This window comes from Streptomyces canarius, assembly GCF_014650735.1.
GTDB classification, from domain to species: Bacteria; Actinomycetota; Actinomycetes; order Streptomycetales; family Streptomycetaceae; genus Streptomyces; species Streptomyces olivaceoviridis.
In genome coordinates this window covers 33977-45575 of record NZ_BMVN01000020.1, presented here as the reverse complement: position 1 = coordinate 45575, position 11599 = coordinate 33977, and the positions used below count along the sequence as shown (strand labels likewise).

13 protein-coding genes are annotated in these 11599 nt (G+C 73.3%); 11 read left to right on the top strand and 2 right to left on the bottom strand.

Annotation, left to right across the window (positions count from 1 at the left end):
* The first annotated feature begins 22 nt into the window (after window positions 1-22).
* On the top strand, window positions 23-694 hold the full coding sequence (locus tag IE294_RS26160) for a response regulator (RefSeq protein WP_014674130.1): 672 nt from the start codon (window positions 23-25) through the stop codon (window positions 692-694).
* A 129-nt stretch (window positions 695-823) separates the two neighbouring features.
* On the opposite strand, the gene IE294_RS26155 is transcribed toward IE294_RS26160, so the two are convergent.
* On the bottom strand, window positions 824-1927 hold the full coding sequence (locus IE294_RS26155) for a DUF5937 family protein (protein ID WP_189890078.1): 1104 nt from the start codon (window positions 1925-1927) through the stop codon (window positions 824-826).
* A 162-nt stretch (window positions 1928-2089) separates the two neighbouring features.
* Here IE294_RS26155 and IE294_RS26150 point away from each other — a divergent pair, with 162 nt between their 5' ends.
* Entirely contained in the window at window positions 2090-2317 is a 228-nt protein-coding gene (locus IE294_RS26150; RefSeq protein ID WP_189890076.1) for a hypothetical protein, read from the top strand.
* On the opposite strand, the gene IE294_RS26145 is transcribed toward IE294_RS26150, so the two are convergent.
* The gene (locus IE294_RS26145; RefSeq protein ID WP_229917350.1) at window positions 2314-3486 is read right to left on the bottom strand and encodes a threonine aldolase family protein; all 1173 of its coding nucleotides are present in this window, start codon (window positions 3484-3486) and stop codon (window positions 2314-2316) included. The genes IE294_RS26150 and IE294_RS26145 overlap by 4 nt on opposite strands.
* Window positions 3487-3727: 241 nt before the next feature.
* Here IE294_RS26145 and IE294_RS26140 point away from each other — a divergent pair, with 241 nt between their 5' ends.
* From IE294_RS26140 to IE294_RS26100, 9 genes are all read left to right on the top strand, one after another.
* Window positions 3728-4702 carry a Rossmann-like and DUF2520 domain-containing protein gene (locus IE294_RS26140; protein WP_189890072.1) on the top strand — a complete coding sequence of 325 codons (975 nt, stop codon included), beginning with the start codon at window positions 3728-3730 and terminating at the stop codon, window positions 4700-4702.
* The gene (panC, locus tag IE294_RS26135) at window positions 4699-5691 is read left to right on the top strand and encodes a pantoate--beta-alanine ligase (RefSeq protein ID WP_189890070.1); all 993 of its coding nucleotides are present in this window, start codon (window positions 4699-4701) and stop codon (window positions 5689-5691) included. The genes IE294_RS26140 and panC overlap by 4 nt, the downstream gene beginning before the upstream one ends.
* Window positions 5688-7385, top strand: a complete 1698-nt coding sequence (locus IE294_RS26130; protein WP_189890068.1) for an L-aspartate oxidase — start codon at window positions 5688-5690, stop codon at window positions 7383-7385. The genes panC and IE294_RS26130 overlap by 4 nt, the downstream gene beginning before the upstream one ends.
* A 28-nt stretch (window positions 7386-7413) precedes the next feature.
* Entirely contained in the window at window positions 7414-8391 is a 978-nt protein-coding gene (gene nadC, locus IE294_RS26125; RefSeq protein ID WP_189890066.1) for a carboxylating nicotinate-nucleotide diphosphorylase, read from the top strand.
* A 5-nt stretch (window positions 8392-8396) separates the two neighbouring features.
* The gene (locus IE294_RS26120; RefSeq protein ID WP_189816795.1) at window positions 8397-9194 is read left to right on the top strand and encodes a type III pantothenate kinase; all 798 of its coding nucleotides are present in this window, start codon (window positions 8397-8399) and stop codon (window positions 9192-9194) included.
* 178 nt (window positions 9195-9372) lie between these two features.
* Window positions 9373-10029, top strand: coding sequence for a hypothetical protein (locus IE294_RS26115; protein WP_189890233.1), 657 nt, complete (start codon window positions 9373-9375; stop codon window positions 10027-10029).
* Window positions 10030-10077: 48 nt separating this feature from the next.
* Window positions 10078-10257: a hypothetical protein gene (locus IE294_RS26110; RefSeq protein WP_014674140.1), complete on the top strand. Its 180-nt coding sequence runs from the start codon at window positions 10078-10080 to the stop codon at window positions 10255-10257.
* 266 nt (window positions 10258-10523) lie between these two features.
* On the top strand, window positions 10524-10946 hold the full coding sequence (locus IE294_RS26105; protein ID WP_229917349.1) for a BlaI/MecI/CopY family transcriptional regulator: 423 nt from the start codon (window positions 10524-10526) through the stop codon (window positions 10944-10946).
* 9 nt (window positions 10947-10955) lie between these two features.
* The gene (locus IE294_RS26100) at window positions 10956-11489 is read left to right on the top strand and encodes an amino-acid N-acetyltransferase (RefSeq protein ID WP_030651520.1); all 534 of its coding nucleotides are present in this window, start codon (window positions 10956-10958) and stop codon (window positions 11487-11489) included.
* Window positions 11490-11599 lie beyond the last annotated feature (110 nt).

Genomic DNA, 11599 nt, shown 5'->3' with positions numbered 1-11599 from the left:
GATCCCGAACGGAAGAGGCCCGATGACGATCCGCGTGATGCTCGTCGACGACCAGGTGCTGCTGCGCACCGGGTTCCGGATGGTGCTAGCCGCCCAGCCGGACATGGAGGTCGTCGCGGAGGCGGGCGACGGCGTCGAGGCCCTCCAGGTGCTGCGGTCCACCGCCGTCGACGTCGTCCTCATGGACGTCCGGATGCCGAAGCTGGACGGTGTGGAGGCCACCCGGCGGATCTGCGCGGAGCCGGACGCGCCCAAGGTCCTCATCCTGACCACGTTCGACCTGGACGAGTACGCCTTCTCCGGGCTGAAGGCGGGCGCCTCCGGCTTCATGCTCAAGGACGTGCCGCCCGGTGATCTCCTCGCCGCCATCCGCGCCGTGCACAGCGGCGACGCGGTCGTGGCACCCTCCACCACCCGGCGCCTGCTGGACCGCTTCGCGCCGATGCTGCCCTCCGTCGGCAAGGAGCCCCAGCACAAGGAGCTGGAACGGCTCACCGAGCGGGAGCGCGAGGTCATGGTGCTGGTCGCGCAGGGCCTGTCCAACGGCGAGATCGCGGCCCGGCTGGTGCTGAGCGAGGCGACCGTGAAGACCCATGTGGGCCGCATCCTGACCAAGCTCGGGCTGCGCGACCGGGTGCAGGTGGTCGTGCTGGCGTACGAGACGGGACTGGTGCGCGCCGGCGGCCACGGCTGACGGCGACGACTCGGGCCCGCTCCATCGGCGCGGTCCGCAGGGCCGGCCCCGATTCCTCGGCGCGGTCGGCCGGCCCGGGGCTCCGCTTCCTCGGCGCGGTCCGCCGGCCCCGGGCCCGGCCCCGCTGCCTCAGCGCAGGACGCCCTCGATGAAGTCGCTGCCCAGCCGGGCCACCGCGGACAGGTCCAGCTGGTGCTGGACGTACCGGCCGCGGCGGCAGTCGGTGATCAGGCCCGCCTTCTTCAGCACCGTCAGATGCCGGGATATCTCGGGCGCCGACATGCCGTGCGCGTCGGCCAGTTCGCTCGTGGTGTGCGGGGCGCGCGCCAGGTGCCGGCACAGCCGCATCCGCACCGGGTGGGCCAGCGCGTCCAGCCGGCGCGTGAGCTGCTCGACGGAGGGCGCCTGCGGCCGGGGACCGCTCGCGGGGTAGGTGATCGAGGGCTGCCAGCCGTACCGGTGCAGGACCATCACGTGCGGCCAGCCGAGGCTGGTCGGCACCAGCACCAGGCCGCCGTCACCGGTGGCGGCGCGGCCCACCAGCAGCTTGTCGACCGTGACGAGCCCGGCCTCCTCGTCCAGCGAGACGGCCCCGGACAGGGACGCGAGGGCCTCGCCGAGTCCTTTGCGGCGCAACAGCTCGGTCTTGTGCCGGGCGTCGGCGGCGAGCTGGGGCTGGATACGGGCCCAGGTGTCGGCGAAGAAGGCCTCGTCGCAGTCGAGCATCAGATGGCGGAACCAGGCGCGCACGGCCGGCGGATCGGTCAGCAGGCGGCGCGTGAACCGCTCCTGCACGGCACCGCGCGCGGCGGCCAGTTCCAGGGAGCGGCGGCGCAGCTCGGGGTCGTCGAGCGGGCCGGGCTCCTGGACGTCGTAGCGGAGCTGGCAGGTGAACTCCAGGGCCGCGTTGACGAACTGCTCGTCCGTCAGTTCGTCGAGCTGGTCCAGCTCTTCCGCGAGCGTCGCGCCGGGGAGCGCGCGCCCGCCCGGGAGGCCGGCGAACGGGGCGAAGACGTCCGAGAACGTCGTGCGCCACAGGAAGTCCGCCTCGCACAGCCGGTCGGCCAGGCAGGGCTCCAGCCGGGAGGAGACGGCGGTCGCCCAGCCCCGCAGCTCCGGGTGGTGCCCGGGCTCGCTCAGCGCGTGCAGCGCCATCCCCAGCTCCGCCAGCGGAGAGGGCACGACGGAGACCCTCTCCAGGGGCAGTCCGGTGATGTCGATGGTCACGCTCATGCCCCCATGGTGCACCGGGCCACTGACAGTGCCCCCGTGGATTGACGTCAGCCGTCAATCCACGGGACATCCGTGCCGGTCAGGGGCAGTGTTGGGGGCACCGGGGCAGCCGCGGAGCCCGATCAGTCACCGGTCAGCCACGTCTCCAGAAGGCGATCCGCCATGAGCATCACCCAGCAGTACCTCCTCGACAGCTACCGCGCCCGCCTGCACGGCGAGCCCGGGCCGCCCGCTCCGGGCCGCCACGACCTCGGCCTCCTCCGCGAGGTGCGCGACCACCGGCGCTTCCGCGCGGTCATCGCCGGACGACCGGCGCACGGGCGGCTCCGGCGGGCCCTGACCCACCGGCTGCGCTCCCTGGCCCGCCGGGCGCGCCCCCGCGCCCTCTAGGCCCCGTCCGGCAGGCGGTCCACGAAGCCCCGTACGGCCGCGCGGACGTCGTCCGCCGTCCACTCCAGTCCCGCGGCCTGGACGCCGACCTCCGTGAACGCGAGGCCGGGCCCGCCGGTGTTCCACACGCTCGCGAAGAGCATCACCGAGGTCTCCTCGGCCTGGCGGAGGGCCGCCTCGGCGGCCACCTCCGGCTCGTACGGCAGCCAGACCTGGAACTGGTGGGTGTGCGGCTCCTCCGGGTGGACGCGGGACCAGGGCACCCCGGCCGCCGCGAAGCCCTCGCGCAGCGCGGCGGCCACCACGCGCGCGTGCCGCACGTACTCGGGCAGCCGGGGCACTTCGCGGTCCAGGCCGATGAGCGCGGACAGGACGGTCGGGAACTGCTGGAAGACCATGCCGCCGTACCGGTGCCGCCAGGTCCTCGCCTCCTCCACCAGCGTCCTGGGACCGGCGAGCGCGGCGCCGCCGAAGCCGCCGACGGACTTGTAGAACGACACGTAGACGCTGTCGGCGAGGCCGGCGATCTCCGCCAGGGGACGCCCGAAGTGCTCGGTGCACTCCCACAGGCGCGCGCCGTCGAAGTGCACCACCGCGTCGCGCTCCCGCGCCGCCTCGACGGTCTCGGTCAGCTCCTCCCAGGTGGGCAGCACGAAACCGGCGTCCCTCAGGGGCAGCTCCAGCATCAGCGCCCCGAAGGGCTCTTCGAGGTCACGTATCTCGGCCGCCGTGGGCAGCCGGCGCTCACCGCCCACCCTGACCGGACGCAACCCGCTGACCTGGCTGAACGCCTGCCGCTCATGCACCTCCGGGTGGGCCAGCGGGTGCAGGGCCACCGTCGGGTTCCCGGTGCGGGCCGCCCAGCAGCGCAGGGCCACCTGCTGGGCCATGGTGCCCGTCGGGAAGAACGCGGCGGCCTCGGTGCCGAGCAGCGCGGCGACCCGCTCCTCCAGGGCGGCCACGATCCGGTCGCCGTAGACGTCCCCGGGCTCGTCCAGGTCGTACACCTCGGCGCCGGCCTCCTGGAGCAGCGCGAGCCGTTCGCGGATCGAGTCCCGGGGGGTCCCGTGCGCCAGGACGCGCCGCGCCTTCCGCTGGGCGGCCCTGCGCCGCTCCCGCAACCGTTCCTCAGCCGATCGTCCGTCGTCCTGCTCAGCCACATCAGTCATGCCGTGGATCATGCCCCGCACGGCCCCCGCGCGGCAGCCGGGTTTCCTGAGACGAGGACGAGGCGAGGACGAGACGAGAACGAGGCGAGGAAGCGGGCGAGGAAGCGGGCGAGGAAGCGGGCGAAGGCGTGGTGAAACCCACAGCCTGTGGACAACCGGCCGCCGCCCCACCCGATAGCGTTAACATGACGAGAAATCGTCCGGTACCCAGAGCGGACTGGAACGGGAAGGCCACCGTCGCGTGAGTACAGTCCACCAACCAGACCTCAAGGACCGCCCCGCGCGGCTCACCGTCGGCGTCGTCGGCGCCGGTCGCGTGGGCCCCGCGCTGGCCGCGTCCCTCCAGCTCGCCGGGCATCGCCCGGTGGCCGTCTCCGGAGTCTCCGACGCCTCCCGCAGGCGCGCCGAGGCCATGCTCCCGGACGTCCCGCTGGTGCCGCCCGCCGAGGTGCTCCAGCGCGCCGACCTGGTGCTGCTCACGGTCCCCGACGACGTCCTGCCCGGCCTGGTCGCCGGCCTCGTCGAGACCGGCGCGGTACGGCCGGGACAGCTGCTCGTGCACACCTCCGGCCGGTACGGCGCCAAGGTGCTCGACCCGGCCCTGCGCGCGGGCGCGCTGCCGCTGGCCCTGCACCCGGCGATGACCTTCACCGGCACGCCGGTGGACGTCCAGCGGCTCGCGGGCTGCTCCTTCGGCGTCACCGCGCCCGAGGAGCTGCGGCTGGCCGCCGAGGCCCTGGTGATCGAGATGGGCGGCGAACCGGAGTGGATCAGCGAGCAGAACCGCCCGCTGTACCACGCGGCCCTCGCACTCGGCGCCAACCACCTGGTGACCCTGGTCGCCCAGTCCATGGAACTGCTGCGCACCGCCGGTGTGGCCGCGCCCGACCGGATGCTCGGCCCGCTCCTCGGGGCCGCCCTGGACAACGCCCTGCGCTCCGGCGACGCCGCCCTGACCGGCCCGGTCGCGCGCGGGGACGCCGGTACGGTCGCCGCGCACGTCACCGAGCTGCGCAGGCACGCCCCGCAGACCGTGGCGGGCTACCTCGCGATGGCCCGCGCGACCGCCGACCGCGCGCTCGCCCACGGCCTGCTGAAGCCGGAACTGGCCGAGGACCTCCTCGGGGTACTCGCCGACGCAGGCCACGCCGGCCAGGGAGGCGAGGGAACCGACGGCACGAACGGCACCGACGGCACCGAGGGGAACGACCGATGAGCACCGCCCTGCTGAGCACCGCCGACGAGCTGCACGCGCGTGTGCGCCACGGCCGCCGCGCCGTCGTGATGACCATGGGCGCCCTGCACGAGGGCCACGCGACGCTCATCCGTGCCGCGCGGGAGGCCGCCGGCCCCGACGGCGAGGTCGTCGTCACCGTTTTCGTCAACCCGTTGCAGTTCGGCGCGGGCGAGGACCTGGACCGCTACCCGCGCACCCTGGACGCCGATCTCAAGCTCGCCGAGCAGGCGGGCGCGGACGCCGTGTTCGCGCCCTCCGTGGACGAGGTCTACCCGGGCGGCGAACCCCAGGTGCGCGTCTCCGCGGGCCCCATGGGCGAGCGCCTGGAGGGTGCCTCGCGGCCCGGGCACTTCGACGGGATGCTCACCGTCGTCGCCAAGCTGCTGCACCTCACCCGCCCCGACGCCGCCCTGTTCGGCCAGAAGGACGCCCAGCAGCTGGCCCTGATCCGGCGCATGGTCCGGGACCTCAACTTCGGTGTCGAGATCGTCGCCGTACCGACCGTCCGCGAGGAGGACGGGCTCGCCCTGTCCAGCCGCAACCGCTACCTCTCGCCGGGCGAGCGCCGTACCGCCCTCGCGCTGTCCGGCGCGCTGTTCGCCGGCCGGGACCGGCACGCGGCACAGGAGGCGCTGCGCGCGCGGGCCCGGGAAGTGCCCTCCACGCAGGCGCGTGCCGAGGCGCTGAGCGCCATCGGGGAGTCCCGCGCGGCGGCCGACGCGCACGCGGTGGCCACTGCCGCGCCCGGCGGCCCGGCGGCCGTCCGGGCCGCCGCCCGCCAGGTCCTGGACGAGGCCGCCCGCTTCGACCCGCCCCTCCGGCTGGACTACCTGGCGCTGGTCGACCCCGCCGACTTCACCGAGATCGGCGACGACTTCACCGGCGAGGCCGTCCTCGCGGTCGCCGCCCGGGTCGGCACGACCCGGCTGATCGACAATCTTCCTCTCACCTTCGGAGCCGCCTCGTGACCAGCACAGGCATACGACTGCACGCACCCGCCCCCGGGTGGAGCATCTCCGCGGACGTGGTCGTCGTCGGCTCCGGAGTGGCCGGCCTGACCGCGGCGCTGCGCTGCGAGGCCGCCGGGCTCACCACGGTCGTCGTCACCAAGGCCCGACTGGACGACGGCTCCACGCGCTGGGCGCAGGGCGGCATCGCCGCGGCCCTCGGCGAGGGCGACACCCCCGAGGAGCACCTGGAGGACACCCTGGTGGCCGGCGCGGGCCTGTGTGACGAGGAGGCCGTGCGCACCCTCGTCACCGAAGGCCCCGACGCGGTCCGGCGGCTGATCTCCACCGGTGCCCACTTCGACACCGACGGCGGGGGCGACATCCACCTCACCCGCGAGGGCGGCCACCACCGGCGCCGGATCGCGCACGCGGGCGGCGACGCGACCGGCGCGGAGGTCTCCCGGGCGCTCGTGGAGGCCGTACGGGCGCGTGGGCTGCGCACCATCGAGAACGCGCTGGTCCTGGACCTGCTGACGGACGCCGAGGGCCGTACGGCCGGGGTGACCCTGCATGTGATGGGCGAGGGCCAGCACGACGGCGTGGGCGCCGTGCACGCGCCCGCCGTGGTCCTCGCGACCGGCGGCATGGGCCAGGTGTTCTCGGCGACCACCAACCCGTCCGTGTCGACCGGCGACGGCGTGGCGCTGGCGCTGCGCGCGGGTGCCGAGGTCAGCGACCTGGAGTTCGTGCAGTTCCACCCGACCGTGCTGTTCCTCGGCGCGGACGCCGAGGGCCAGCAGCCGCTCGTCTCCGAGGCGGTGCGCGGCGAGGGCGCGTACCTGGTCGACGGGGACGGCGTGCGCTTCATGGTGGGCCAGCACGAACTGGCCGAGCTGGCGCCCCGGGACATCGTCGCCAAGGGCATCACGCGGCGGATGCTGGAGCAGGGCGCCGAGCACATGTACCTCGACGCCCGGCACTTCGGCGCCGCCATGTGGGAGCACCGCTTCCCGACCATCCTGGCCGCCTGCCGCGCCAACGGCATCGACCCGGTCACCGAGCCCATCCCGATCGCCCCGGCCGCCCACTACGCCTCCGGCGGCGTCCGCACCGACGCGCGGGGCCGCACCACGGTCCCGGGCCTGTACGCGTGCGGCGAGGTCGCCTGCACCGGCGTGCACGGCGCCAACCGGCTCGCCTCCAACTCCCTCCTCGAAGGTCTCGTCTACGCCGAGCGGATCGCCGCCGACATCGCCGCCGCCCGCGCGGCCGACGGCCTGCACCCGCGCGTGCCCGTGCCGGTCCCCGACCCCGAGAAGCCGGCCCATCCGCTGCTCACCCCCGAGACCCGGTTCGCCATCCAGCGGACCATGACCGAGGGCGCGGGCGTGCTGCGCTCCGAGGAGTCCCTCGCCAGGGCCGCGGACCAGCTCCAGAGGCTGCGCACCGAGGCCCGGGACGCGCTGGAGGAGAACGGCAAGACCGCCGAGCCCGGTGTGGACACCTGGGAGGCCACGAACCTCCTGTGCGTGGCCCGGGTCCTGGTCGCCGCCGCCCGGATGCGCGAGGAGACCCGCGGCTGCCACTGGCGCGAGGACCGCGCCGAGCGCGACGACGCGAACTGGCGGCGCCACATCGTCGTACGGCTCAATCCGGACCGGTCGCTGGCCGTACGCACCACCGACACCGCAGACTTCCCCCCTGTCCGGTAACACCAGCGCCCCAGGAGCAGTGACAGACGTGAGCACCGACGACCTTCCCCTCGCCTCGACCGGCGGCTGCGGCGACGGCTGCACCTGCGGCGCCGAGGGCGACGAGGAGTACCTGGAGTGCGGGCTGGACCCCGCGCTCGCCGAACTGCTGGCCGCTGCCGGACTCGACCCGATCGAGGTCGAGGACATCGCCAACGTCGCCATCCAGGAGGACCTGGACGGCGGTGTGGACGTGACGACCGTGTCGACCATCCCGGAGGAGGCGGTGGCCACCGCCGACATCACCGCGCGTGAGGCGGGCGTCGTGGCCGGCCTCCGGGTCGCCGAGGCCGTGCTCTCCGTGGTGTGCACGGACGAGTTCGAGGTCGAGCGGCACGTGGAGGACGGCGACCGCGTCGAGGCCGGGCAGAAGCTGCTGTCGGTCACCACGCGCACGCGTGACCTGCTCACCGCCGAGCGCAGCGCGCTGAACATCCTGTGCCGGCTGTCCGGCATCGCGACCGCCACGCGCGCGTGGGCGGACGCGTTGGAGGGCACCAAGGCGCGCGTGCGGGACACCCGCAAGACGACGCCGGGCCTGCGCTCGCTGGAGAAGTTCGCCGTCCGCTGCGGCGGGGGCGTCAACCACCGCATGTCGCTGTCCGACGCGGCCCTGGTGAAGGACAACCACGTGGTCGCCGCCGGTGGCGTCGCGCCGGCCTTCAAGGCGGTACGGGAGGCATTCCCGGACGTGCCGATCGAGGTCGAGGTCGACACCCTGCACCAGCTGCGCGAGGTCGTGGACGCGGGCGCCGACCTGATCCTGCTGGACAACTTCACGCCCGGCGAGTGCGCGGAGGCCGTCGGCATCGTCGGCGGGCGGGCGCTGCTGGAGGCATCCGGGCGGCTGACGCTCGCGAACGCGCGCGCGTACGCCGAGACCGGCGTGGACTTCCTGGCCGTCGGCGCGCTGACCCACTCCTCGCCGATCCTGGACATCGGCCTGGACCTGCGCGAGGCGGAGTAACGGCCATGCTGCTCACGATCGACGTCGGCAACACGCACACCGTCCTCGGGCTGTTCGACGGTGAGGACATCGTCGAGCACTGGCGCATCTCCACGGACGCGCGCCGCACGGCGGACGAGCTGGCGGTGCTGCTCCAGGGCCTGATGGGCATGCACCCGCTGCTCGGCGAGGAGCTGGGCGACGGCATCGACGGCATCGCGATCTGCGCGACCGTCCCGTCGGTGCTGCACGAACTGCGCGAGGTCACCCGGCGGTACTACGGCGACGTACCCGCCGTCCTGGTCGAGCCGGGCGTCAAGACGGGCGTGCCGATCCTCACCGACAACCCCAAGGAGGTCGGCGCCGACCGGATCATCAACGCGGTCGCGGCCGTCGACCTGTACGGCGGTCCGGCGATCGTCGTGGACTTCGGTACGGCGACCACCTTCGACGCGGTCTCCGCGCGCGGGGAGTACGTCGGCGGGGTGATCGCGCCCGGCATCGAGATCTCCGTGGAGGCGCTCGGTGTCAAGGGCGCGCAGCTGCGCAAGATCGAGGTGGCCCGGCCGCGCAGCGTGATCGGCAAGAACACGGTCGAGGCGATGCAGGCGGGCATCGTGTACGGGTTCGCCGGGCAGGTCGACGGGGTCGTCGGCCGGATGGCACGGGAGCTGGCCGACGACCCGGAGGACGTGACCGTGATCGCCACGGGCGGTCTGGCGCCGATGGTGCTGGGCGAGTCGTCGGTGATCGACGAGCACCAGCCGTGGCTGACCCTGATAGGCCTCCGCCTGGTCTACGAACGGAACGTGTCACGGCTGTGAGCGAGGCCCGGCGCCCGACCGGGCGCCGGGCCGTGCCGCGAACGCCCCCGACCGCCGGTGGCACCGGATGAGGGAAGCCGGAGCGACACGCGGGGGGAATGCGATGCGGAATCGTCACTTTTGTCCGATTAGTGGGTAGCGTCGCCGCATGCCCACGCCATACGGATCCCGCGGCGGCATGGCGTTCGGCGTGGAGGAGCTGCGTGTGCTCCGCCGCGCCCTCGCCCTCGCCCTTCACCCCGGCCACGCCTCCGCCGAGGACGTGCAGGACTGTCTCCGCCTCGCCGAGTCGCTCGACGAGGCGATGTGCGAGGGGGCCAGACTGCGCGCCTTCCTGGTGGCCGACCTGGGCCGCTACCGGGCCGCCCTGCCGGGTACCGCCGCCGGTTACCTCACCCTCCTGGAGGAGGCGCTCGGCGCCGGGCACCGGCCGACGCCGGACGATCTGGCCGCGCTCCGGGCGCTGCGCGGGAACCCCGCGGCGGCGGCGCTGCTGGACCGCTGCCGGGAGCTGGCCGAGCAGGACGTGCGGGCGCGGTTCGCGCAGGGCGGGCGGAAGGTGCCGGCGCCCGCCGTACCGCCCGCGAGAACGCGCCTGCTGGCGCTTGCGGGCGGCGCGGGGGAGTCCGGGGCCGCGCAGGGCGAAGGGGAGGCCGACGAGCCCTCCAGGCCCCCGCAGGAGCCCGGGCGTGAGCCCTCGCCCGGCCCCTCGGAGCGGCCGGCTCCGGAACCGGCCGCCCCCAAGCGGCCCATCCCGACGCCCGGAGAGGTCTTCCCGCGCCGCAAGCCGGCGCCCCCGGCGGAGTCCGCGCCGCACCAGTTGGCCGCGGGCTGAGGACGCCCCTGCCCCTTTCGGGCGTTCCGGCGTGGCTACTCTGGAGCCATGGACTACATCTCCGCGCTCGTGCCCCCGGTCGTCATGGCCGTGTTCTTCATCGGTGTGGTCAGGGTGATCGTGAAGACCCAGGGCGGAGCCGCCAAGGCCAAGGAAGACGCGGCCGTCGACGCCGCCCTCGCCCGTGCGGAGGGCGCCCGCAATGCCTCCGCCGCCGGCGACGCCTGAGCGGACCACGGCAGAGCACGCCAGATCACCGCAGGTCACAGCCCTTCGGTTCGGTTCTCGGGCCCTCCGGCGGGCCCACCGGACCAGCTCGGCCGACCCCGGCCGTCCCTCGGCGTACGACTCCCCGCGCCCCGGCGCCACACGAGTCGTACGCCCTTTTTGTTCGTGTTTGTAGCCCTACTGCACGTCCGGCACGCCATTGTCGGGATCTCCCACTATTGTTCTGAGTTGTGCCTCGCCCATTGGGAGAACTCGAAGACGCGGTCATGACGCGGGTGTGGAAGTGGAACCGCCCGGTGACCGTTCGAGAAGTCCTGGAAGACCTCCAGCGGGAACGCTCCATCGCGTACACCACCGTGATGACCGTTTTGGACAATCTCCATCAGAAGGGCTGGGTGCGTCGCGAGGCCGAAGGGCGGGCCTATCGATATGAGGCCGTGTCGACGCGAGCCGCGTACGCCGCCGCCCTCATGAACGACGCCTGGTCTCAGAGCGACAACCCGGCCGCCGCTCTCGTCGCCTTCTTCGGCATGATGAGCGCGGAACAGCGCCAGGCCCTCAGGGACGCCGTACGCATCGTCCAGGGGCCGGAAGAAACCCGGGAAGCCCCCGAAGCCCGCCAACAGGAACCCGCCGAAGCCCGGCAAGAGGAGAACCCCGGCGCGCCGGAGGGCACCGACGGGCGATAGCGTCCGCTCATGTCAGCAGAGCGTCCCGAAGTCTCCGCAAAAGCCATCACCGTCCGCCGGGCCCGGACCAGCGATGTCCCCGCCGTGCGCCGCCTCCTCGACGCCTACGTCCGCGACCGCATCCTGCTCGACAAAGCGACGGTCACGCTTTACGAGGACATCCAGGAGTTCTGGGTCGCCGAACGCGACGACAACGCCGAGGTGGTCGGCTGCGGAGCACTGCACGTCATGTGGGAGGACCTCGCGGAAGTCCGCACACTGGCGGTGAAGCCCGGCCTCAAGGGTGCCGGCGTCGGTCATCAGTTGCTGGAGAAGTTGCTCCAGACCGCGCGCTGGCTCGGCGTTCGACGCGTTTTCTGCCTGACCTTCGAAGTCGACTTCTTCGGGAAGCACGGCTTCGTGGAGATCGGGGAGACGCCGGTCGACACCGATGTGTACGCGGAGCTGTTGCGTTCCTATGACGAGGGCGTCGCGGAGTTCCTCGGTCTCGAACGAGTGAAGCCGAACACCTTGGGCAACAGCCGGATGCTTCTGCATCTGTGATCGTCATTGCCCCGGTGGCCTATGTCCGAAACGCGCATGTTTCCGGACGGTGGCGGTCCGCTGAGTCACTCCCGAGGGTTTGTGTTTTTCCGGCAAAAGCGGTTTGCTTT